Here is a 22,820-nt window from a genome sequence, read left to right as displayed (position 1 = left end):
GGGTCGTGCGTCAAAGTTCATTGTTGTCATGGTAGCGCATGGAGAGGACTCCAGCTCAGGCGTACGCCCAGCCCCGCAACAAAAACGCCAGATAGTACTGAACTCATCGGCCTCGCCAAAATCTCCCCGTCACGTCGAACGCCGCAACCACGGAAGGTGCCCCAAGAAACGGCTATTCCTCAAAAAAGCTCGCAACGTTCAGGCGGCTCGTCCACTCACCTATGGTGTTGGCAAAACCGACGCGTGTGTACACGCCCGCAAAACGGCCGCGATACAGGTACAGGCCTTCCATATTAGAAGCGGGCGCAAAACCAAGATCATCCACAAGTCCTTTGGGCGCCTCTCCTCGATGCGGCCCATCGACAAGCGTTCCGCGCAAGCAGGGAGTCTGATACTGCTGAGCATACTCCTGCACAATCGCCCCAGCTGCCGCAGCGCGAGCAAGCACCTGGGACCATTCCCGTTCCGTGACATCCAAACCGGCGACAACGCCAACAGCGTTGTAGCCGCCGCACGGCTTGACAATCCATCGATCCTTTTCGGCAAATCTCGACAACTGGGTGCTTTCGTCCAAAATCTCGGTATAGGGCACATGCTCCCGCACAAACGACTGCTCCTCAGGGCTCAACAAGGACTGCCCGGCTCGAGACCACAAAAACGCAAATACGGTCTTAGTCGCACACGGCCACGTTCTAAAACCACCGACGATGCATGCAAGCCCTTCTTGGGCAGCCTCGATTAAGGCCGAGCGTCCGTCGCACGGCTTATCCCACAGCTCGCCGGTCACCGCGCGCCGCCAAACGCAATCAATAGGACCAGCAGCATCGCATAGGCGCCTAGCACCGCTCTCGCCTTTGCCAATCCGCAGGTCGCGCACATCCGCAAAGCGCGCGACTACACCCCGCTGCCTCATAAGGTCGACAAAATGAGCCGCATCTTCCAAGTCGATGCTCTCCGAATAGTCGACGATTGCCACCGAAGCGGGATATATCTTTGATTGCGGTGCATAGAGCCCCTCGTCAACACAGACTCCGTCGTCCGATCGTGCACTATCCTCGGTGCGACGAGGCTGGGCCAGCTCCCACTCTGCATAGGTGTCAAACAATGCATCTATCCAGCTGCCGCATAAATCGTACTGCCAAAAGCCGGGGTGGTCGGATGCAAACTCCTCAAAGGAAGGCGTCATTTGCACTGCCTGGCAGACCGCATCGGTCACTACCATCCCAGCACTGCCGTCGGTATTGAGCTCGCAAAACGTATACGAACCGGCGTCCTCGTCAAGAAAGATATCAACGCGCGCAAGGGGAATCTGGCAATCATAGCCGGCATCCATAGCGCACAGGTCAGCAAAAGCCGGATCCATACGAAACCACGCACGCACGGAGGCATCAGAACAAAACGCCCGCGTCACCTTGTCCATAATGCCGTACATACGCTCGGCCGCCTCCTTAAGAAGCGCCGTCATATCCTTATCGAATATCTTTGGCGTTAAAGCCCAGGGCGCAGGATCTCCGTGGTAGAGTACATGGGTTTGAGACAAGTATTCGTCGCCTTTGCGACGACCAGGTAGGTCACCTTCGCGCGTGCGCACAATGCGCTCAAAATAATCTTCAAGCTCTCGCGTCTTCAATGTTGCCACGTTGCCCTCCATTGCTTGATTTTTTGTTCATGCTACGCCAGCACGCCACGACTTCGGCGCGCTTGAATAGGCTTCTAAATTAGCAACACATTTTTGCATGAGGCGGCAGGAAGCAACATATACTCCTGCTCAAACGCATGCCCAGCCCCGCAGTTCGTGTAAAAATCGGTTCCGTCGGGCATCTCGGAGCCACACTTGGTGCAAGACATATTCGGGCACCCCCTCACAACAAACGGCATCTGTCGCCATCATATTGAGCCCTCGCGACCCACATGTGCTGCGCAACATTAGTCGCCGTCCTCGGGTGCCGACAAAATGCGCCGGACCCCTACTCCATCACACGCACGCTGGGGCATAAATCCGCCAGCGGGCACTCATCGCACTTGGGTTTGCGGGCGTCGCAGATCTCGCGGCCAAAGGTGATCCACTGGTGGTTGACCGATCCCCAATACTCGTGCGGCAGAATCTTGAGCAGATCTTGCTCGGTCTTGAGCGGCTCTTTGGCATGCGTCTTGGGGCTCAGCATCAGGCGGTGCGCGATGCGGTTGACGTGCGTATCGACCGCGATGCCCTCGACAATGCCAAACCCCACGTTGAGCACGATGTTCGCCGTCTTGCGTCCCACACCCGGCAGCTTGACGAGCTCCTTCATGTCGGCCGGTACCTCGCCGCCGTAATCGGCAACGATCATCTGCGCGGCCTCCACGGCGTGCTTGGCCTTGCTCTTATAAAAGCCGAGCGACTTGATGGTCTCGGCCACGTCGGTCACACTTGCCCCGGCCATGGCCTCGGACGTGGGCCACTGGGCAAATAGTTGGGGCGTCACCTTATTGACCTGCGCGTCGGTCGTCTGAGCCGAGAGCAGTACCGAGATAAGTAGCCTAAAGGGATTCTCGTGGTCCAAAAAGCACTCGACCGGGCCATAGCGACGGCTAAGGCGCTCGCACACCTCAACGGCGCGCTCGCGTTTGGCGGCATTGGTCTCGCGTGGCATAACGACTCCTCGGATCGGCAGAAACATAACTTCACAAAAACGATTGTCCCACGTACGGGGACCTTAAGCCTCCAAAAATGCGCCGGTCTGGCGGCTCCACAGGCTTGCATATTCGCCGCCCGCCTCGACGAGCTGCGCATGCGTACCGTCCTCGACAATCTCGCCGTCCGCCAGCACCACGATGCGGTCGAGCGCCGCCACGGTGGACAGGCGATGCGCCACCACAATGGAGGTGCGGCCGCGCATCAGGTTCTCGAGCGCTTCCTGCACCAGCGCCTCGGACTCACTGTCCAAGGCAGACGTCGCCTCGTCGAGCACCAGAATCGGCGCGTCGGTGAGGATGGCGCGGGCAATGGCCACGCGCTGGCGTTGGCCGCCCGAAAGCTTAACGCCGCGCTCGCCCACCATGGTGTCAAAGCCACGGGGCAGGCGGTCGATAAACTCGGTCGCATTAGCCAAGCGAGCCGCCTCGCGAATCTGCTCGTCGGTGGCGTCGGGGCGTCCGTAGGCGATATTCTCGCGAATGGAGCGGTGGAACAGCAGCGCCTCCTGCGGCACGTAGGCAACCTGGCGGCGCAGGCTCTGCTGCGTGCAGCGCGAGACATCCTGGCCGTCCACGAGCACGCGGCCGCCCTGCACGTCGTCCAGGCGAAGCAACAGCTTGGTGAGCGTCGTCTTGCCCGAGCCCGATTTGCCCACCAGGCCCACGCGCTGGCCCGCCGCCACATGGAGCGTCAGGTCGTCGAACACGTTCTCGCCCGACGCGGCGTCACGGTATGCAAAGCTCAAGTGCTCAAAATCAATCGCGCCCTCGCGCACCTTGAGCTCGGGGGCATTCGCGTCGTCTGCCACCAGACGCGGCTCGTCCAGCACGCGCGTCATCTCGGCGGCGTCGCCCAGCGCGCGGTTGATGCGCTGCATCATGGAGCTCACGTAGTTCAGACGCATAGTGAGGTTGTACGTGTAGGTAAAGATCATGACGAGCGCGCCGGCCGAAATGCCAAACCACGCGTTGCCGCCCGCGGCGAACACGCTCACCACGGCCATGGTAATGACGATAAGGCCCGAGGTCGTAAAGTTGCGTTGCATCATGGCGTGCATCGATACCGTTTCGGCATCGCGCGCGGCACGGTCGGCGGTATCGAATAGGTCGCGCTCAAAGTCCTCGCGCCCGCAGGTCTTGACGGCCAGGATGTTCGTGACCGCGTCTGACAGCACGCCCGACAGCTTGTTCTGCGCGGCGGACGTCGCGGCCGAAAGCGGCATGATGCGCTTGTACATAAGCCAGACAAACGCGATGTAGACGACCATGATGCCCACCAGGATCACGGTAAATGCGGGCACCACCGGGGCGAGCGCCGCCACCGTGCAGACAACCGAGGTGATAGTGGGGATGAGCGAATACACCGTCACGTCCACCAGGCCCGTGTAGCCGCTCATAAAACGGCTCGTCTGGCTCACAAGCGATCCGCCAAATCGACTGGTGTGGAATGTCATGGATTGATTGGAGAGCGTGTCGAAGCACAAGCGCGCCAGGTGATAGTTGCCCGCAATCTCGAGCTTGTAGACGGTGTAGTCCTGCAGCTTGGAGAGGATCTGGCCTACCAGGTTAACGAGCACGAGCGCCAGAATATAGGGGCTAAAGACCTCAAACACCTGGTCGCCTGCCACGGGGCCGGCCTGGACGCGGTCGACGATAAGCGCCATCACGTAGGTGTTGGCAAACGTAAGCAAATAGATATAGCCCGCCGACGAGAATACCGAGAGAAAGACGATCAGCGGCTGCGTGCGCGTGACATCCCAAAAACGCTGCAACGTGCGGCGCACGGTGGAGCGTTTGAGCGGACTGGTGCTTTTCTGAGACATAGGCTTCCTTTCGCGTCTGATAGGGCGAAACGCCATTGTTGCACACTAAAGCGCGCTTCAGGCACGTACGACACGAAAAGCGCCCGCGCTCCGCGCTTGCGCAGACGCCCCGCCGTCAGGCACGGCTAGTCCTTGTCTTCTTGGTCTGCGGGCAGGCCCGCGGATGTGAGCCCCAAGATCGCGTCGGCCTCGTCGGCATCCTCCAGGGCGTCGATGTCCTTGAGCTTGCGCTCCATAACGTTGGTGCGCGTGGTGATGATGCCCTCGACCGTTTTGCCCGCGGTCTCGATCTGCTGCTGGGCGCGGCGCAGCGCCGCCTGATAGCGCGGCAGCTCGGCCTTGACGGCGGAAAGCACGCGCAGCACGTCATCGGTGCGCTTTTGCAGCCTAAACGTCTGGTAGCTCATCTGCAGGCTGTTGAGGATGGCCGCCATGGTGCTGGGGCCGGCAACGTTGACGTGATAGTCGCGGCCCAGGATCTCGATAAGCCCGGGGCGACTGACGACCTCGGCGTACAGGCCCTCAAACGGCACGAACAGAATGCCAAAGTTGGTCGTCGCGGGCACGCTCAGGTACTTCTCGCAGATGTCCTTTGCCTCGCGTTTGACCATCGCATCGAGCGTCTTGCGCGCAGCGGCGACAGCCTCCGCGTCGCCCGACTCCTGGGCGTCGAGCAGATGCTCGTACGCGTCGCCCGGGAATTTGGAGTCAATCGGCAGCAGCACGGGATCGCCCTCGTCTACCGGCAGCTTGACGGCAAACTCAACACGCTCCGAGGCACCAGGCTTGGTGGCAACGTTTTCCAGATACTGGTCGGGCGTAAGGATGTCCGCCAGGATCGCGCCCAGCTGCACCTCGCCCAAAATGCCGCGCGCCTTCACATTGCCCAGCACGCGCTTAAGGTCGCCCACGCCGGTGGCGATAGATTGCATGTCGCCCAGGCCCTTGTACACGGCCTCGAGCTGATCACTCACCTGCTTAAACGATGCGGACAGACGATCGTTGAGCGTACGGGAAAGCTTCTCGTCCACCGTCGCGCGCATCTGGTCGAGCTGAACGTTGTTGTCCTTGCGGATGGCGCCCAGCTGGGCATCGACCGTCTCGCGCACCTTGTCCAGGCGGTGCTCGATACCCTCGCGGTTGGCGCCAAGCTGTTGGGCCGTCTCACGGCGCAGGTCATCCATACGGTCGCCGGCCTGTGAGAACTCGCGCGCAATGGTCAAGTAGCGTTGCTGCTCCACGGCGGCGTCGGTCGTCTGCTGCTGCGCTATGGCGTTTGCCGTGCGGCGGGTTTCTGCCAGCGCGACGTTGAGGGCATCGAGCGTGCTGTTGGCCTGCTCGAGCGCCGCGAGCGTCTCCGCGTCGTTGCCGCCACGCTCTCGCAACTCGGCACGAAGGCCTTTAAGCTGCAGGGCGCAAACCACAGCAACTCCCACCGACACCAAGGCAATCACAACAAGCGCAATATCAATAGCAGACATAGACTCCGCCCAACAAACCCAATCGAGCATCAATCAAAACCGTGATCAATCTTACCCCGCCACACGCACCGGGCGCCCGGCCCCTTCTTGTGCGCTTCTCTCCTCCGCATATTTCATAATGCGACGCGCCGTTTCCCTGCTCACTTTTGAGTCATTGCCGGCCAAGTATGCGTATACGTTTCCTTTATTCAGATTCAAATCGCGGCAGAGACCGTAGCGCGTTACGCCCGATTTCCTTAGCGCTCCCAATGTTCTTTTTCGCATCAGGGCGTTCACCCTTCTGTTGGCCGCTGGCTTTTCCTTCACCGCTCTATACGCGCGCCAAACGTTGGCGTAACGATTGGGGAGCTTATCCTCGGAGCATAGAGATGCCAGGCTACCCGCTTGGTCATACAGAGACAAAACACCACGATAGCCCTCTTCCATCCACGAGCCCTCGGATAAACCCAGAACGTATTCGGCTTTTCCTTGCGCCAAAGCGAGCAAAAACAGAGGCTCCGCCACGCGCGGCGCAACCGTCGTCGCCCGCTCAACCAGTTTTCTAAAACTTAGTGACTGCTGTCCGGACAGCTCTCGGCAATAGCCTTTTAAGAATCCCTCAAAGGTCAAATTCAACCGAACACCTCCTTTTTGTATTGTCTGTATGCGCAGACCATCTCTTGATAACTCCGCTCCGAAGGCGACGAGGCCAACGCCTCTCCTTCATCGAATATAAGCCGCTCGAGCAGATCCCAATCAAGTCGATCGATAAATTCTCGACTATGGAGGTCAACGATGTCGTTCGGACGATAGGCATAAAGCTTCATCACCGCCAGATCCTCCAAAGATGGCGTAAAGTACCTGATAAAATGCGCCCCAATCTCCAATGGGATCAGGCGATCTTCGTAATTGAATGGCATCTGGTTGCAATATGCCACTGCCATACCATTCACCTCGGGGTATCGAGCTATGATCTCGCGGAGACACCTGTCTGCCTCAAACACATCAATGTCATGTGTAACCGACCGATTCGTCACATCGTTTAGCATGAAGGCGCTTCCTCCCACCGATACAACGCTCGGCCTATCGTCTCTTGGACCTATTTCCAGCTCCGCCTCTTCGTCAATACCCAAAAGAGTCTTCTCTAAATCCTGCTTATACATGGCAAATCCTATTATTATTCATCTTCAATAATACTATTCAGTCGCACGACAGGACCTACAGGATGCAAGAATTCTACTCGTGGCGATAATCCCTACATCCTAGAAGTCCTAATGTGACAAACGCTAACTCTCCCAGCCGGCGCGGATGGTTGTTATGACATCGCCTAGGCGCTGGCCGAGGGCTGACAGATGTTGGAGCACTTCATTGGGCGAGGCGCCGTTGAGGATGCAGGTGAACGCATACGAGACCAGGAAAATCACCGCAAGTCCTAACGGAATGAGAACGATCATCGCTAATGTGCGCAGGCGCTGGCCCACGCGGCGGTGACGCGTGCGGCGTTTGTCGAACGCAAGCTCCTGCGCATATGAATCTTGTTGTACAGAATAGTTCTCTGGCACCGATCCGCCCGCAAGCGAAACCGCGGGCGTGGCATGTTGCGCAGGGGGCTGGGCGGCTACTCCTTGCATTTGCATCTCCATAAGCCATTGCTGTTGGCGCAACATGCGCTCGGCTTGTTGCTGCGGAGTCTCAAGAAACAGGTCCATGCTGGCCTCCTCAATCGGAGCATTCGACGCTTACGCCCAGCATCCCGCACCGCCAAGGCCACGGCAACGCAATCCGTAGCAATAGCTGCAAAGTTTCTTTTACCAGAAAGCTGTCGAAAAGCTCAACGACTCCCCTACCAGCACTTTCTATGAGCTTTTTTCGTCAGCAATCTTTTGGCCTTCCACCCTTACGCCAACTGACCAAAATCTAACCAAAAGCTTGACGGAAATTGTGAAGACCGGAACCTCAAACAAGGCGCGGCGCCCCGAATGAGGTGCGAAAAAACAAGGCGGCACGGCCCTGGGCGAAGCACCCTGGACAGTTAGTTCAAATACGCATAATTCAGGCCCCCTCCATATGCTATAAGATGCTACGTTTGGTGCGATTGAGTCCACACAACGGGCAAGTAAGACCTAAAACCAGGCCCTTCAGGCAGCCCAAAGGGGCTCGATAGGCCTCCAACTGCCAAAAAGCCGACCGCAGAGTGATTGGAATAATACGTATCTGAACTAACTGTCCACCCCATACAAGATGTGCCGCCCCAAAAAGGGACGGCACACAAACTTAATTATCAGCTTTTCTGTAGCGAGCACGCGACGACCCAAAGCGGGCCGGGAGGGCCGGACTACCTTCCCTCAACGCGACCCTGCGAAGCCGTGAGCGAGAGGGAAAGGTATTTCCCCGCCCTGCGCTCCGCAGTCCACGTTCGTATCGGCGCTAGTAGTTCACCACCTGCTCCTCAAAGTACGCCTTCGGGTGGTTGCACACCGGGCACACCTCGGGCGCTTCGGCACCCACATGCAGGTGCCCGCAGTTCAGGCACTTCCATACCTTCACGCCCTCGCGCTCAAACACCTCGCCCGACTCAATGCGCTCGACAAGCTTGTTGTAGCGCTCCTCGTGAGCCTTCTCGACAGCACCGACGCCGCGGAACTTTGCGGCAATCTCGGCAAAGCCCTCCTCCTCGGCGGTCTTGGCAAACTCGTCGTACATCGTGGTCCACTCGTAGTTCTCGCCCGCAGCGGCATCACGCAAGTTGTCCAGGGTGTCGGGAACGGCGCCGTCGTGCAGATACTTAAACCACAGCTTGGCGTGCTCGGACTCGTTACCTGCGGTCTCGGCAAAGATATTCGAGATCTGAACGTAGCCGTCCTTTTTGGCCTTAGATGCGTAGTAGCGATACTTGGTGTGCGCCTGGGACTCACCGGCAAAAGCGGTCTCGAGGTTCTTCTTGGTTTGGGAGTTCTCAAAATCCATAGGTGTACTTCCCTTCAACAGATGCCGCCCGTAGGCTTCGGGCGGCCTTGTCTTTAGGATGCCCTCATGTCGAAAATCTAAACCTTACAATCCTGTTCTTCAGATTTGAGCGGGCTACACACTCCGCCAACGATCGCCCTCGGAGCGGCAAAAGCCCTCGCGCTCCAGATCGGCAAGAATACTTGCGACCAGCTCGCGCTCGACCGACTCTCTGCCGGCTGCCGCCTCCATCTTGTTAACGCCTGCAACAGCTTCATCGAGCGTAATACCTGCCGGCTGCCCATCGCGCGCCGCCAGCAGCATGCGCACAATGTGGGCGCGCTTTTGGCGACGCGAGCCTTCAAACTTGGACTGACGACTATAGCTCGCCGACCGCCTGGACGGATTGGGCAGCGTCTTTTTAAGATACGCGCCGTAATCCAGCAACGCGTAATACCACGCGCGCGGCGTGTCGGCATCGTCTTGAGGCGCGGCAAAGGGCGCGATCTCGTCCGCCGCCGCACCGGGGGCCGCCGGACAGGCGGCTTGAATCAGCGGCACCAGCTCGCGATCGGGAACAGCCGGCACATCGGGAAAGAAATGATGCAAAAAGACCGTGCGCACGTTGGTCTCCAGATACACACCCGGAAGATCAAACGCAAACGACCGGATACCCTGCGCCGTTGCCGGGCCAATACCAGGCAGAGCGACCAGGTCGCGCGTCTCACGTGGAAACTCCCCATCCCAGTCTTCCATAACGCACTGAGCGGCTCTGTGAAGCGCCAGAGCACGCCGGTTGTAGCCCATCCCCTGCCAGGCATCCAAAACGTCGGAAGGAGCGGCCTGGGCGAGCGCCTGTACGGTCGGAAAGCGGTCGAGCCACGCGGGCATACGCGTCTCCACACGCGGCACCTGCGTTTGCTGCAGCATAACCTCGGAAAGCCAAATAATGTACGGGTCGCGCGTGCGGCGCCACGGAAGGTCGCGATAACGCAGGACCCCTTCCGAACGAATCATCGAACGAAAGGGGTCCTGAATCATGGCTATGCTCCTTATGCGGCGCTATTCCCCCCGGCAAGCGCACGCACAGGTGGCGTACTCGGGAAACGCATCGCGGTCGGCGAACTTGGAATCGACGGCCGGGAACTGGCGGTGAGCGACGATATCGCCCAGCGAAACGGAATCGAGGTAGTCGCGCATCAGCGCTTGAGCTCCGGCCCACAGGGAATGATAGCAGCACGTACCCATGCGCGCACAGTCGCCATCGGGCGCGGTGCAATCGTTCATGACGATGGGACCCTGAACGGCCTCAACGACCTGGCGGATGGTGACATCGTCGGGGCTGACCTTAAGACGCATGCCGCCATGGACGCCACGCAGGCTCTCCACAATACCGGCCTGAACCAAACCATGCTGGATCGAACGGGCAAACGAATACGGGACATTGACCTCTTCGGCGGCGGTGCGAACAGAAAGCAGGCGCTCCGGGTCCTCGGCAAGCATCGCGAGCATGCGAAGGGCGTAATCAGTCTTCCTCGATATGTCCATTTTTCCCCTTTCAAAGAATAGGAACAGCTCGAACGAGCTCCGGGGCCGAGCTTACGTCGAGACACCAATGACCGTATGGACGCCCAAATTGAAAAATGGGTGCCCACTGAATGCCGTGTTTGAAGCCTCTTGCATCAAAAACGGCCCACAGTGCAATTCAGTATAACCTGCCCCTACTTCATTGAGCAGGCGTTGCGCAACAAATTCCTTGTTTGAACCATGTCTCAAGCGGAGCTTGTCCGAGAATTGGAAGGCTTTGGTTTTGGGCGAAAGGAGCCGATGGGATCAAGGTCCTATCAAACGCAAAAAACCACGTCCGAAGACGTGGTTTTAATTGCGTTGGCGGGAAGTACGGGGCTCGAACCCGCGACCTCCGACGTGACAGGCCGGCGCTCTAACCAAACTGAGCTAACTCCCCAGGCAGTCGTTCACGTTTGTTTCCGCTCGCGTGCGCTGCGGGGATTAGTATACACAGAAGCCTGTCCGGTGCGCAACAACTTTTTTGAAAAAATTTTTCGGACCCTCCCTGCCGTCACTTTCTTCAACCAGTTCTTGTTGCTCGCCGCTTCGCGGCTCGGCGGCCCCGTTCTCCGTGGCGGGGTTGTCTTAGATTCTTGTTGGGACTCTGCCTTTGGCTCAAAGAAAACGGGAGATGCGTTGTGCATCCCCCGTTTTTGTTGCGGTTAGTCCAAGTCAATAAACTTAGTGGTCAGTATCTTGCCGTCTTTGACGAGCATTCTGGCCATGGTGGGGCCTCGGCTGCCTCTGGGGTAGCTGGCGCTGCCCGGGTTGAGGACTAGGCAGCGGCCCACTTGGGCTTCTTTGGTTACGTGGGTGTGGCCGTTGATGGCTACGTCTACGGATCCCACCGGAAGGTCTTCGCGGTAGTGGGCTACGGCAAATTTGAGGCCTTCGTAGGTAAAGAGCGCAAGACGGTCTACATCGGGGCCGTAGTCGCGGTAGTAATCGTTGTTGCCCAGTACGGCCCGCACGGGGGCGATGGTGCATAGGTGCTCGTAGTCCATCTCTGACGTGAGGTCGCCGGCGTGGATGATCAGGTCTGCGCCCTCAAGCTCATCCAAGAGCGCAGGCGATAAATAGCCGTGGGTGTCCGAGATGATGTCGATGCGCTTGGCGCTTGCACTGTTCATGGGATCCCTTCCGCAAAAAACGATTCGGCAGATACATACAAAAAAGGCCCCACGGCTCCGCAGACGATGGGTCTACAGGGCTGCGGGGCCAGTGTGCTAGAGACTCAGGGCCTTCTTGAGCGGCACGACGCGGCGGCGCGAAACCGGCACGCGTTCGTCGACGCCCGTAATGCCCAGCTGGATGGCGCCCGAGGGCACCGTCTCGACGTCCGTAACGCACGCCAAGTTGACGATATAGCGGCGGTGAACACGGAAGAAGCCAAAGTCGCAGAGCTTGGCCTCAAACTGCGCCAGCGAGGTCGTCGACAAAAAACGATCATCGACGGTATAGATGCAGGAGTAATCGTCCTTGGCCATGATAAAGCGAATGTCGTCCACGGGAATGAGCACCTTGCGGCCGCCCTTTTCCACCGGGATACGCTCGATGGTCACCTTGCTGTCCGTAACCGGCTTGGCGCGTTGCATGACCTTCTCGATCGCGCGATCCAACCGAGCTTCCTCAACCGGCTTCATCAGATAACCGACGGCATCCACGTCGAATGCCTCGACCGCATGGTCACTATACGCAGTCACAAACACGATCGCCGGCGGATTTTTGAGCTTATGCAGCGCCTCGGCAAGTTGCAGGCCCGAGGCACCGGGCATCGAGATATCGAGAAACACGACATCCACGCGACTTTCCATAAGCATCTCGATGGCGGAGCGGACGCTCGACGCCTCCGTGATCGTGCCGATCTTGCCCGTTTGCTCGAGCAGGAAGCGAAGCTCCGAGCGAGCCGGCGCCTCATCATCCACAATCATCGCACGCAGCATAGGGATAAAACCTTTCGTCAACTAACTACGCCGGGCATCCGTCGCATGACGTTGAGCCCGTAGCCTTTTATTTTACTCTTGAATGTCAAAGATGCTCTCTGACAAATCAAGATGAAGGAGCACTTTGGTGCCCTTGCCCGGCGCCGATTCGACACGCGTATAGGAGTGCGGCCCATAAAAGCGATGGATGCGCTCCGAAATATTGTGCATGGCCACACCGGCGCCGCCACCCTGGGGAGAGCTGGCGTCGGGACGGGCAGAGCGCTCGTCAAACAGTCTGGCGGCGGTGCCCTCATCCATGCCCACGCCATTATCGGCCACAGCAATCAAGATTGCATCCTCGCCGTCTTGGTGAACGGTCACGTCGATCCTCAGGGCGTCGTCATCGCCCATACCATGACGTACGGCGTTCTCGACAATCGGCTGGATCACGAACGCCGGCACCAGCGTATCTTCCACGTCCTCGGACACATCGAACGTCGCAAGCACGCGGTCCTCGCCAAAGCGGGCCTTCTCAAAGGTAAGGTAGCGCTTGGTCTGTGCGACCTCGCGCGAGACCGGAATAAGCGATCCCGAGTTGTCGAGCGTGGCACGATAGAACGATGAGAACTCACGAAGCAGTTCGCGGGCCCGCAGCGGGTCGGTGCGCGTAAACGATGCAATGGTGTTCAGCGTGTTGAACAGGAAGTGCGGGTTAATCTGCGCCTGCAGCGCACGCACCTCGGCGCGCGCCGTGAGCTCCTTTTGCACCTCGAGCTCGTGGATGGCGAGCTGCGTGGACAAGATCTCGGCAAAGCCCGAGGCAAGCGCATACTGGGTACGGTCGACGGCGCGCGGGGTCTTGTAGTAGAACTTGAGCGTACCGACGGTACGATCGCCCACCTTGATGGGGGCGATAATGCCGGCGGGGACTTGGTTGTGCGAGCCGTCCGAGCCCACGACATCCACCATACGGTTGAACGACTGCACGATGCCATGTTCGATAACGTAGCGTGTGGCAAGCGTGTGGATGGGAGTATCGGGCAGCAGTTTTTCCTCAAACTCGCCCGCGCAGGCAAGCACGTTGTCCTCGTCGGTGATGGCCACCGTCATGGCGCGCGTCTCGGGCAAAATGCGCCGGCACACCAAACGCGCCGACTCCTGCGTCAGACCGCCCTTAATGTCCTCGAGCATGGCCGAGGCCACCGAGAGCGTCTCCTCGGTGTACTGGGAGCGCACCGAATCGGGATTGAGCGTCAAAAAGATAAAGATGCACAGAAAGATGCACAGCAGCGCGCAGGCAATCACCGTGGCGATCGGCTCGATACCGGTCACCAAGGCAAAAATAAAGTACACCAGCACGCAAATGGCGCAGGCAACGGCAATGATGCGAAAGATTGATATTGAACTATCGCGCTGGGCGCGGCGGTCGATCATTCGGCCCCCTCCAGGATACTGATCAGTTGTGCGTCACGCCAAAGCCCGTCCATGATCTTGGGCCAAAAGCTCTGGAAACGCAGATAGCTTGCAGCGTTTTGGCGCGCATAGGCCTTTGCCTCGTCGATACCATGGCGCCAGATGCGCAGGTAGCCCTCATGCTCGCGGGTAAACACGCTGCGGACCATAGCGGTCTTGCGCACGCGGTCGTCGAGCTCGCGCGAAATCCACGGGCCCGGGTAGGGCATGAGCGATGCCGCCGTAACGGGAATGAGCTCCTTTTGATGCGCGGCGAACGTCAACTTGGCCCGTTCGTAGTACCAACGGTATACATCCTGCATAAAGCGCGGCGAGCGCTTTTCGGACTCCGGAGGCAGATGGCGCACGGTCCACTCGTTATCGAACCACACGTCATAGCCAAACATGCGCATGTTAAAGAGGTAATCCAAGTCCTCGCCACGGGTGATAAACGGGTCAAAGGCCACACGCGTAAAGGCGCGGGCGTGCAGGGCCATCAGGCCGCCGCACACGTAGTTGGAGCGCGAGATGCGGGTGCCCGAGAGCGCCTTTTTCATCCAACGGTTGAACTCGATGCGCTTGGTCCACCAACGATGGCAGATGCCCGCCTTGTCCGTGGGAGCCAGCGGCGAGCCGTCGCGATCGTAGAAATAGCCGCTCTTGACCAAGATCGGCAGGCCCTGACGCGTCTGCTGACCCAGCGCGTAGGTCGCGCGCTTCATAAAGTCGGCATCGATGACAGTCTCATCGTCATCCAAAAAGATAACCGCGTCATGCCCCAGCACAGCGGCACAAGCTAGCCCCATGTTGCGGATGGCACCGTAGCCTCGCAGGCTCACGCACTCGCCCGAACCCTTAGGCGCGATCTGAGCAACCCGGTCTGCGATGCGCGAGGCCTGGGTGTTGGTGACAACGGTGACCTTGAGCGTGGGATGCGCGTCGACAATCTCGTGCACGCGCAGCGACACATCGGCTGTGGCAGAAACGGGACAGACCACCAAAAGGATGATGCGCGGGATGTCACGTACCTGCTCAAGCGAGGCCAGGCAGCGGTCGAGTTCGGGATTGTCGGCGTTGAGTCGCGTCGAATGGTCATAGGTGCCAGGGGCGTTTGCGCAAGCGTCATCGCCCGCCCAATACGTTGGAATCACGACCGTGGCGTTCATGCCTTACCCTCCCTGCAACACAAAAACGGGACGCCGCCAAACACAGGCGACGCCCCGCGACCTAGCTGATTCCATCATACCCACTTGGGCAAATCATTGCTCGCAAGTCGCAATGTTTATTGCGGATAACCCCAAAAGAGTACCGTGGACAGGCACAATAGCCGCTCGCTCCTATGCGGCATGCTCTGCCGCCCGAGTCATGCGGGACAGGCGGACCAGCAGCATAAAGCCAACGACCAGCAGCACACCAATGGAAAGGACGCCCAGCGACGGGTTGCCGGTCAGCGAGGTGACGACCGACACCAGGAAGGTGCCCATAACGCTTGCATAACGACCAAAGATGTCAAAGAAGCCGTAGTACTCGTTGGACTTTTCCTTGGGAATAATGCGGCCAAAGTAGCTACGGCTGAGCGCCTGCACGCCGCCCTGGAACAGGCCGACCAAAATGGCAAGCACCCAGAATTCAAAGGCGGTCTTGAGGAAGAACGCGGCAAAGAGCACGATGCCCATATAGGCGGCGACTGCCACCAAGATCATGTTGAGCGTGCCCACGCGGCCGGCGAGCTTGCCGTAAATGATGGCAGACGGAAAAGCAACAAACTGCGTGACGAGCAGCGCCAGGACCAGCTGCGTCGAATCGATGCCCAAGGCCGATCCGTAACTGGTGGCCATAGAAATGACCGTGTGCACACCGTCGATATAGAAGAAGAACGCGATCATGTAGACCAGCACGGTCTTGTTGTGGGCGATCTCGCGCATGGTGTGTCCGACCTCGGAGAACACACCGCCCACGATGTGGCCGATGGTGTCCTCGGGACCGCGCTCGCGACCGTACTTTTGCTTATAGGTGCGAATGAGCGGCAGGGTAAAGATGAGCCACCAGGCACCAGTGATGATAAACGACAGACGCGTTGCCAGCATGGTGGGGACGCCAAGAGCGGGGCCACCCATGATGAGCGCAAGGCAGATGACGAACGGCACGGTGGAACCGATGTAGCCCCAGGCATAGCCCGAGCTGGACACGGCGTCCATGCGCTCGTCGGTGGTAATGTCGGGCAGCATGGCGTCGTAGAACGTCATAGAAGAGTTAAGGCCGATGGTGCACAGCACGTACACGGTCAAAAATGCCATGGCGGACATTGGGATAGCCTGCGCCAGGCAGAGCACCAGGCCCGTGAGGAAGAAGCCCAAGAAGAACTTGATCTTGTTGCCGGCGTAGTCGGCAAGCGCGCCCAGAATGGGCATGAGCATGGCGATGACCAGCGAGGCGATCGTCTGCGCATTGCCCCAAGCGACCACCAGGTCGGCCGAGGAAGCGCCGGTATTGATGGCGTTAAAGTAAATGGGCACCACCGAGGTATTGAGCAGCACGAGGGCCGAATTGCCCACATCGTACATAACCCAGTTACGCTCGAGCTTGGTGTATTTCATGGACAGGGACCCTTCGTATTTGCCCGATATGCAGTTAGTTCATCGTACCCCAATTGTCCAGAAGCACCGGTAAGGATTCGGCAAAGGGGCACGCATGAGCCCTATTCCTCGCGGTCGAACTCCTCATCGGCATTGAGCACGCGACCGCTGTAATTGACATGGTTGGTCACGGCTTCCATATCGCCGGTCTCGATAAAGCGGGCAACCGTGCACTCGTAATCGAGCAGCGCGCGGTCAAAGACCTCGGGGAAGCTCTCGGTCGAGACTTCATCGGTAAAGGGGTTCTTCCATGCCAAGTGGCCCAGGTTGCCGGTACGCTCGGGCAGCTCGGTCGTCACGCGGTGCGCAAGGCCGTCGAGCAGCGAGTAGTCGTGCACCAAGCCCTCAACCAGCGAGATCGCGCGCGTCTTTGCGGAGCCGGCCGGCTCAATCGCGCGGTAAAGTCGCTGCATATTGGCAACGGCAGCACCGTACTCCCCCGCCGGGATGTCGATACCGTACACGCGCCCGGCGACGTAGCTCATCAGCACGCCGGCAACGCGATTGATGCGATCGGTGGTGACGATCTCGCCCGCCGGCGGATAATCCTCGACCGTGGCCCCGTCACGTTTAAGCTGCAGCATCAGCACGTCCAGGTCGCTTTCGAGCACGGCGTGAACTTGACTGCCCGAAGCCTCGAGCTCGGGGTCGGACTCAACAATGCCAAACTGCTGCTCGTAGACAAAGGGATGGGCATTGCGGTCGAGCACATAGTGCGACAGCAGGCCCAGCGCAAACGCGCGACCCAGATTGGCATCGCGCGGCTGCAGGTGCGACACGCCATCGCGCAGGCACGAGAACTGGCGCGACATGCGCGAGCGGTGCATGACCTGAGCAAGCGACGTACAGTCGGAAATGCGCGGCGTGAGCATGTGGAAGAAAAACGGGTCGGGACCTTGGTTTCCCAGGATAAAGGCGATGCGCTCCTCGTCGGACGTAATAACGCCCTGAGGAAGACGGTCGATGCTTTCCTCGCCAAACAGATGATGGGTGATAAGCGCGGGCATAATGATCCTTTCGATTTCATTCGATGCCACCCATTATGCCCACCGCACGGTCATGCCAAACCCACGGCGGTAAACGACGGCACGCAAGCCTCTTACGCAAGTCCCAGGTGCGACTTGACCTCAGCGGCACGACGACGGGACACCGGCACCGTCGAGCTCACGCGGTCGAGCCTGAGCTCCATCAACCCCGTGGAGCCAATCTCAACATTGTGCACGTCTTCCAAATTGACCAGATAGCTGCGATGGACGCGGATAAAGCCCTCGGAGGCCAAGCGACGCTCGAGCGAAGAGATCGACTCATTGATCAGGTACGTTCCCTCGGCGCAGATAGCGTTGCAAAAATCGGCGCGCGCCTCAAAGTAGCAGACATCCGCCACAGGGATAAACACCTTTTTGCCCCCGCGATCCACCGTCAGGCGCAAGGGCTGGCGCGGAGCATGGACGACGCGGCGGACACCCAGGGCGGTCTCGATCTTGTCGAGCGCCTTTGACAAGCGGGCATCCTCGACCGGCTTAACGACGTAATCGACGGCATCGAGGTTATACGCGTCGGCCGCGAACTCTGCAAACGCCGTCACAAACACCACGACCGGCGGCGTTTTTAGGTTCTGCAGCGTCTCGGCAAGCTCAATTCCCGAGCGACCGGGCATGGTAATGTCTAAAAACAACACGTCGGGCTTGTTCGACAGAATCGACTCCACAGCTTCGGTGACATTGCCCGCCTCGGCAATCTGACCCACACGCGTATCCTTTTCCAACAGATAGCGTAGCTCAGCCCTAATTGGGGGCTCGTCATCAACCACCAAGATGTTCCAGCCTTCGGACATATGTGCTTCCCCTCTTTTTCTCTCAATCCAACCGCGCGCTACGCCGTCAACGGCGCCGGCTCATGCGGCTCGCCGTTCAGCTCGACGATGACCTGCGTTCCCACGCCCTCCTGGGACTTCACGCGCATGCCGGAATCTTCTCCGTAAAAGAAATGGATGCGCTGAAGCACGTTGAAGAGCGCCAGGCCGCAACCTCGCTTGACGGAGCCGTCGGCGGTAATGCTCTCGGGCTCCTCTCGGCGATGTTGCTCAAACAGATGCGCGCAGACCTCTTCGCTCATACCGATGCCGTCGTCCTCGACGATGATCTCCAAACCGTCATCGGTCTCGAAAGCCCTAACATGAATAGAAAGCGGCTCGGTCTCGCGCTGCGCGTGCTTGATGCAGTTTTCGAGCAACGGCTGCAAGATAAACGGCGGCACCATGCAATCGCGCACCTCAAAGTCGATATCGACCGAGACGCGCAGACGGCCGTCGCCATAACGAGCCTGCATAAGATTGATATAGCGAGTGCCCTGTTCCACCTCGTGCTCGAGCGTGGTGAGCGTATCGGAATCAGAAAGCGTCTGACGGTAGTAATTGGAAAAATCGATGAGCAGCGATCGCGCCTTGTCAGGCTCGGTTCGAACGAGCGACACGATGGTGCTGATGGTGTTAAACAGAAAATGAGGATCGACCTGCGATTGCAAGGCGCGCAGCTCCACGCGGGCCGTGAGCTCGTCCTGGCGCTCGAGCTCAAAGCTCGCAAGCTGCGTGGAAATGAGGTCGGCAAAGCCCGAGGCAAGCGCCGTCTGGCGCATATCGATGCTGCTCAGACGGGGATAATACAGCTCGAGCGTGCCCACGCAATGCCCGCGCACGGTAAGCGGTGCGACAATACCGGCGCGCAGGCGCGGAAAGTAGCCACCCGTCTCATTGGAGGCGTCGCGCGAAAACACGCTTTGCTCACCGCTGTTGATCACGTTGAGCGTGGTCTCGAGCACCGCCGGGGTGCCGGCGGGACACTTTGCCGAATCCTCGCCCCAGCTTGCCAACACCTGCTTGCCGTCGGTAAAGCAGATGGCAGAGGCGATAGTTTCGGACAGGATGATCTTAGAGGCGCCCAGGGCAGCTTCGGGCGTAAGGCCGCGCGACGTGTAGGCGAATATTTTTGAAGCGATGGCGAGCGTGCGGTCGGTTGCGCTCGATGTGAGGTCGTCGGGAACGACAAAGACGTACGAGAAGAAGAAACACAGCATGACCAAGCCGGCAATGACGACAACGGCTGGAACGGGATTGGGATTATCGGTTAGATCCCAGATGAGCAGCAGGATAAGCAGCGGAACGACAATACCGAGCAAGATGGCTTGAACCACATGCTGAGCGGTACGAAAGACCTTGGTAGAGTTGTAGCTCTTGCCCAGAATCAGCCTATTGAGATCCACCGTCATCCCCTTCTTACTGACGCACCCATAGCAATAAAGAGGGCCGCAAGCGACCCTCTCCATTGCATTATGCAATCAAATACTGTGTTTTACATCAAGCCATCGACAAACGGTATCTTAGGCGCTGTATTTGTTAGCCTCACCAAAAGTGCCAGCCTCGACGATCCAGCCGTCCTTCATGATGACGTCCATGTTGTCGGTGTTGAGCACGTGGATGTCGGCGGCGACGTCACCGTTGACGACCAGCAGGTCGGCGCACTTGCCGGCCTCGATGGAACCGGTCTCGTCCTCGATGTGGCACATCTTGGCACCGTTGAGGGTAGCGCAGGTGATGGTCTCGACCGGGGTGAAACCGATCTTGTCGACGAACTCGTACATCTCCTCGATGGAGCAGGTGCCGTACGGGGTGACGAAGGAGAAGGAGTCGGAGCCGATCGTCATGACGACGCCGCGCTTCTTGGCCTCGCGCAGGCAGTCGTAGTTGCGCTGCAGCTCCTTCTCGACCAGAGTGCCCTCGTACTTGTCGTGCAGCTCGGGGACGTAGACGGGCGGATAGGTGGCGTACCAGGTGGGCAGGAAGGCGATCGTCGGGGTGAAGAAGGTGCCCTGCTCGGCCATGAGGTCCATGGTGCGCTCATCGATATCGAAGCCGTGGATCAGCTGCTCGCAGCCAAAGCGGACGGAATCGTAGGCAGCGGCGTGGTTGTTGTAGCAGTGGCTCCACACGGGGATGCCGACCATCTTGGCCTCTTCGACCACAGCCTGAATCTCCTCGGAGCAGTAGTGCTGGTCGCGGCCGGAGTCCCAGCGCCAGATGCCGCCACCGGTAGCCCAGATCTTGATGGCATCGGGGTTCTCGCGCAGGCGACGACGGACGGCCTTACGCAGATCCCAAGGACCGTCGACCTGGTCGCCCCAGGGGTGCGATTCCTTGTTGAGCTCCTGGCTGCAGTGATGAGAATCACCGTGGCCGGCAACGCGGCAGAAGCCGAGGCCAGTGGCCAGAACGCGCGGGCCCTTGAAGACGCCCTTGTCGATGCAGTCGCGGATCTGGATACCAAAGCGACCGATCTCGCAGACGGTGGTAAGGCCGTGGGTGAGGCAGTCGTAGGCCTGCTTGACGGCGACGGCCTGCTTCTCGAGGAGCGGCTGCATGACCCAGTCGGTGTCATCGTCGGTCAGGTTGCCCGAGAAGTGCAGGTGGGTGTCGATCAGGCCGGGAAGGACGGTCTTGCCGGCGGCGTCGATAACCTCAACGCCCTCGGGAAGGTCCTGCATGACACCGGCGTACTCGATCTTGCCGTTGTCGTCGACGAGAACGAGGGAGTTCTCGACCGGCTCGGCACCGGTACCGTCGATGAGCTTGCCGCCAACGATTGCATACTTAGTGGACATGGTTCCTCCTTATGGATCCATATAGTGGGCGAGGCCGCGTTGGGTTAAGGCCTCACAAAACTACCCAAGTGGTGCCGGGTTCGGTGCGCGGGAGAGAGGATTCCGCGCACCCGATCCGCCCCGGCTAGGCGTTATTTTTTGCGCGAATTGGTGAAGGCCATGAGGGCCAGGCCAACAGCCAGCCAGCCGATCACGATGCTCCACTCCACCATGTTGAGGGAGGCGGGAGAGAACGGGATCACGAGCAGGCCAATGATGGTGCCGCAGGCAACGATAGCGAGGCTGATGCCAAACTTGCCGCCGGGCACCTCGTAGGGACGAGGCAGGTCGGGCTCGGTGAAGCGCATGCGCAGGCAAGCGAGGGCGACCATGCCGCAGGAGAAGATGAAGGCGAGAGCCGACACGTTGGTCAGAGGGATGAGCATGTTCTTGCCCAGGAACGGACCGACGACGGTGATGACGCCCAGAACGACGCAGGCGAGCTTGGGAGCGCCGGACTTGGGATCGACCTCGGCGAACTTCTCGGGCAGCTGGCCCTTTCGGCCCATGGCGAGCATGATGCGGCTCGTGGCGCCGTAGAAGGAGTTCATCGGGCCCATGGGTCCAAGCGTGGCGATGACGAGCATGGCCAGGTACAGGAGCATGTTGATGCCCTTGAGACAGGCAAGCGCGGGAACCGGGCTCTTAACAAACTCATGCCAGTCGAGGATGGTGCCGAACGAGTAGATGCAGACCATGTAGAAGCCGCCGGCGGCCAGCAGGGCCAGGGAGATGATCTTACCGAACTTGTTCCAGTTGAGGCCCTCGGCTGCTTCCTCAGCCTGCTGAGGAATGGTGTCGAAGCCGGCATAGAAGAACGGGGTCAGAACCAGGACCGAAACGATGCCTGCGAACAGGCTGGTGCCCTCGGTAGCAGGCTTGCCGCCGCCAGCACCGGTGACCTGGGAGAACACGGGCATGGCGTTGTCAGGCGAGCCGGTGAACAGCGAGACACCCATGGCGAGCAGCATGCCGCAGAGCAGGGCCTTGGTCAGGAAGGCCTGCAGCTTGGCGGCCGAGCTGGCACCGCGGAAATTGAGGAAGATGACGTAGGCTGCAAAGCCGAGCGCGATCAGCGTCGGGAACAGGTAAACGTCGGCGCCCAGGATGGTGTAGAGCTTGACGGCGCGCAGCCACTCAAGGCCGGGCAGGCTGCCGAACATCTCGGACACGAGAGTCGAGATGGCGATGGCCTCCCACGGGCACAGGATGCCGTTGCCCAGGGCCAGGAGCCAGCCGGTGATGTAGCTCATCGTACGGCCAAAGCTACGATCGACATACTCGACGATGCCACCCGAAATGGGGATAGCAGCCGTGAGCTCACCGAAAACAGCTCCGACGGGCACGAGGAAGATTGCGCCCAAGAGGAATGCAATCATAGCGGGAACGGGACCGCCGCCCACGACCATCCAGTCGCCGACCTGCAGAACCCAACCGGTACCGATGATGGCACCGAAACCGATGGTGAAGAAGTTCCAGAGCGAAAGCGTTTTCTTCATGCCGCCGTTGTCCTCGACTGCAACTTCTGCGTTCTTGTCCGCCATTGTTCCCCTCCTTTCCTTTTTGACGCCCTTGGCGTCACCCCTTGCGCGGTCCGCTTTGCCGCGCGCTTTTATTTCATGGCTTTAAGATACGGCCTTG

At 59.3% G+C, this 22,820-nt stretch carries 20 protein-coding genes and 1 tRNA gene; all 21 read right to left on the bottom strand.

The features are described 5' to 3' along the window. Window positions 1-172: 172 nt before the first annotated feature. Window positions 173-1,639, bottom strand: coding sequence for a hypothetical protein (locus ACGHEN_RS01330; RefSeq protein WP_390396720.1), 1,467 nt, complete (start codon window positions 1,637-1,639; stop codon window positions 173-175). A 328-nt stretch (window positions 1,640-1,967) separates the two neighbouring features. After that, entirely contained in the window at window positions 1,968-2,633 is a 666-nt protein-coding gene (gene nth / locus ACGHEN_RS01325; protein ID WP_390396717.1) for an endonuclease III, read from the bottom strand. 63 nt (window positions 2,634-2,696) lie between these two features. Further along, window positions 2,697-4,499, bottom strand: coding sequence for an ABC transporter ATP-binding protein (locus ACGHEN_RS01320; protein WP_390396714.1), 1,803 nt, complete (start codon window positions 4,497-4,499; stop codon window positions 2,697-2,699). 125 nt (window positions 4,500-4,624) lie between these two features. After that, entirely contained in the window at window positions 4,625-5,980 is a 1,356-nt protein-coding gene (locus ACGHEN_RS01315) for a DNA recombination protein RmuC (protein WP_390396711.1), read from the bottom strand. Between the two features lie 51 nt (window positions 5,981-6,031). Beyond that, window positions 6,032-6,595 carry a hypothetical protein gene (locus ACGHEN_RS01310; protein ID WP_390396708.1) on the bottom strand — a complete coding sequence of 188 codons (564 nt, stop codon included), beginning with the start codon at window positions 6,593-6,595 and terminating at the stop codon, window positions 6,032-6,034. Continuing rightward, window positions 6,592-7,122, bottom strand: coding sequence for a DUF6036 family nucleotidyltransferase (locus ACGHEN_RS01305; protein WP_390396705.1), 531 nt, complete (start codon window positions 7,120-7,122; stop codon window positions 6,592-6,594). The genes ACGHEN_RS01310 and ACGHEN_RS01305 overlap by 4 nt, the downstream gene beginning before the upstream one ends. 123 nt (window positions 7,123-7,245) lie before the next feature. Then, complete coding sequence (locus ACGHEN_RS01300) at window positions 7,246-7,668, bottom strand: hypothetical protein (RefSeq protein WP_390396703.1); 423 nt, start codon at window positions 7,666-7,668, stop codon at window positions 7,246-7,248. 718 nt (window positions 7,669-8,386) lie between these two features. After that, window positions 8,387-8,926 carry a rubrerythrin gene (gene rbr, locus ACGHEN_RS01295; RefSeq protein ID WP_089573238.1) on the bottom strand — a complete coding sequence of 180 codons (540 nt, stop codon included), beginning with the start codon at window positions 8,924-8,926 and terminating at the stop codon, window positions 8,387-8,389. Window positions 8,927-9,040: 114 nt separating this feature from the next. Next, on the bottom strand, window positions 9,041-9,946 hold the full coding sequence (locus ACGHEN_RS01290) for an adenine glycosylase (RefSeq protein WP_390396698.1): 906 nt from the start codon (window positions 9,944-9,946) through the stop codon (window positions 9,041-9,043). 21 nt (window positions 9,947-9,967) lie between these two features. After that, a complete protein-coding gene (locus ACGHEN_RS01285; RefSeq protein WP_347492912.1) occupies window positions 9,968-10,453 on the bottom strand; it encodes an Rrf2 family transcriptional regulator in 486 nt (161 codons plus the stop codon). 340 nt (window positions 10,454-10,793) lie between these two features. Then, window positions 10,794-10,871 (bottom strand) — tRNA-Asp (locus ACGHEN_RS01280). 265 nt (window positions 10,872-11,136) lie between these two features. After that, complete coding sequence (locus ACGHEN_RS01275; protein ID WP_117640999.1) at window positions 11,137-11,604, bottom strand: YfcE family phosphodiesterase; 468 nt, start codon at window positions 11,602-11,604, stop codon at window positions 11,137-11,139. Between the two features lie 96 nt (window positions 11,605-11,700). Continuing rightward, on the bottom strand, window positions 11,701-12,417 hold the full coding sequence (locus ACGHEN_RS01270; RefSeq protein WP_390396694.1) for a LytR/AlgR family response regulator transcription factor: 717 nt from the start codon (window positions 12,415-12,417) through the stop codon (window positions 11,701-11,703). Window positions 12,418-12,489: 72 nt separating this feature from the next. Beyond that, complete coding sequence (locus tag ACGHEN_RS01265) at window positions 12,490-13,833, bottom strand: histidine kinase (RefSeq protein WP_006235157.1); 1,344 nt, start codon at window positions 13,831-13,833, stop codon at window positions 12,490-12,492. Then, a complete protein-coding gene (locus tag ACGHEN_RS01260; RefSeq protein ID WP_055285281.1) occupies window positions 13,830-15,017 on the bottom strand; it encodes a glycosyltransferase in 1,188 nt (395 codons plus the stop codon). Before ACGHEN_RS01260 ends, ACGHEN_RS01265 begins: the two co-directional genes overlap by 4 nt. 171 nt (window positions 15,018-15,188) lie before the next feature. Then, window positions 15,189-16,448 (bottom strand): MFS transporter, encoded by a 1,260-nt coding sequence (locus ACGHEN_RS01255; protein ID WP_117767335.1) that lies wholly within the window; start codon window positions 16,446-16,448, stop codon window positions 15,189-15,191. 101 nt (window positions 16,449-16,549) lie between these two features. After that, complete coding sequence (locus ACGHEN_RS01250) at window positions 16,550-17,494, bottom strand: zinc dependent phospholipase C family protein (RefSeq protein WP_390396690.1); 945 nt, start codon at window positions 17,492-17,494, stop codon at window positions 16,550-16,552. A 92-nt stretch (window positions 17,495-17,586) separates the two neighbouring features. Continuing rightward, a complete protein-coding gene (locus ACGHEN_RS01245) occupies window positions 17,587-18,321 on the bottom strand; it encodes a LytR/AlgR family response regulator transcription factor (protein ID WP_390396687.1) in 735 nt (244 codons plus the stop codon). A gap of 38 nt (window positions 18,322-18,359) precedes the next feature. Beyond that, window positions 18,360-19,745, bottom strand: coding sequence for a sensor histidine kinase (locus ACGHEN_RS01240; RefSeq protein WP_390396684.1), 1,386 nt, complete (start codon window positions 19,743-19,745; stop codon window positions 18,360-18,362). Between the two features lie 117 nt (window positions 19,746-19,862). Continuing rightward, window positions 19,863-21,140: an amidohydrolase family protein gene (locus tag ACGHEN_RS01235; protein WP_117634436.1), complete on the bottom strand. Its 1,278-nt coding sequence runs from the start codon at window positions 21,138-21,140 to the stop codon at window positions 19,863-19,865. Window positions 21,141-21,271: 131 nt separating this feature from the next. Continuing rightward, window positions 21,272-22,723, bottom strand: coding sequence for an APC family permease (locus tag ACGHEN_RS01230; RefSeq protein ID WP_118405887.1), 1,452 nt, complete (start codon window positions 22,721-22,723; stop codon window positions 21,272-21,274). Between the last annotated feature and the right edge of the window lie 97 nt (window positions 22,724-22,820).

This window comes from Collinsella sp. i06-0019-1H4 (assembly GCF_042849575.1).
In the GTDB taxonomy this organism is placed as follows: Bacteria; Actinomycetota; Coriobacteriia; order Coriobacteriales; family Coriobacteriaceae; genus Collinsella.
The sequence above is the reverse complement of the archived record's forward strand: the minus strand, read 5'-3'. Positions and strand labels throughout refer to the sequence as shown.

Bases quoted from the DNA above. Each gene is read 5' to 3' on its own strand.
- nth (WP_390396717.1), bottom strand. From the start codon at position 2,633: ATGCCACGCGAGACCAATGCCGCCAAACGCGAGCGCGCCGTTGAGGTG.
- ACGHEN_RS01320 (WP_390396714.1), bottom strand. From the start codon at position 4,499: ATGTCTCAGAAAAGCACCAGTCCGCTCAAACGCTCCACCGTGCGCCGC.
- ACGHEN_RS01315 (WP_390396711.1), bottom strand. From the start codon at position 5,980: ATGTCTGCTATTGATATTGCGCTTGTTGTGATTGCCTTGGTGTCGGTG.
- ACGHEN_RS01305 (WP_390396705.1), bottom strand. From the start codon at position 7,122: ATGTATAAGCAGGATTTAGAGAAGACTCTTTTGGGTATTGACGAAGAG.
- ACGHEN_RS01300 (WP_390396703.1), bottom strand. From the start codon at position 7,668: ATGGACCTGTTTCTTGAGACTCCGCAGCAACAAGCCGAGCGCATGTTG.
- rbr (WP_089573238.1), bottom strand. From the start codon at position 8,926: ATGGATTTTGAGAACTCCCAAACCAAGAAGAACCTCGAGACCGCTTTT.
- ACGHEN_RS01290 (WP_390396698.1), bottom strand. From the start codon at position 9,946: ATGATTCAGGACCCCTTTCGTTCGATGATTCGTTCGGAAGGGGTCCTG.
- ACGHEN_RS01285 (WP_347492912.1), bottom strand. From the start codon at position 10,453: ATGGACATATCGAGGAAGACTGATTACGCCCTTCGCATGCTCGCGATG.
- ACGHEN_RS01275 (WP_117640999.1), bottom strand. From the start codon at position 11,604: ATGAACAGTGCAAGCGCCAAGCGCATCGACATCATCTCGGACACCCAC.
- ACGHEN_RS01270 (WP_390396694.1), bottom strand. From the start codon at position 12,417: ATGCTGCGTGCGATGATTGTGGATGATGAGGCGCCGGCTCGCTCGGAG.
- ACGHEN_RS01265 (WP_006235157.1), bottom strand. From the start codon at position 13,833: ATGATCGACCGCCGCGCCCAGCGCGATAGTTCAATATCAATCTTTCGC.
- ACGHEN_RS01260 (WP_055285281.1), bottom strand. From the start codon at position 15,017: ATGAACGCCACGGTCGTGATTCCAACGTATTGGGCGGGCGATGACGCT.
- ACGHEN_RS01255 (WP_117767335.1), bottom strand. From the start codon at position 16,448: ATGAAATACACCAAGCTCGAGCGTAACTGGGTTATGTACGATGTGGGC.
- ACGHEN_RS01250 (WP_390396690.1), bottom strand. From the start codon at position 17,494: ATGCCCGCGCTTATCACCCATCATCTGTTTGGCGAGGAAAGCATCGAC.
- ACGHEN_RS01245 (WP_390396687.1), bottom strand. From the start codon at position 18,321: ATGTCCGAAGGCTGGAACATCTTGGTGGTTGATGACGAGCCCCCAATT.
- ACGHEN_RS01235 (WP_117634436.1), bottom strand. From the start codon at position 21,140: ATGTCCACTAAGTATGCAATCGTTGGCGGCAAGCTCATCGACGGTACC.
- ACGHEN_RS01230 (WP_118405887.1), bottom strand. From the start codon at position 22,723: ATGGCGGACAAGAACGCAGAAGTTGCAGTCGAGGACAACGGCGGCATG.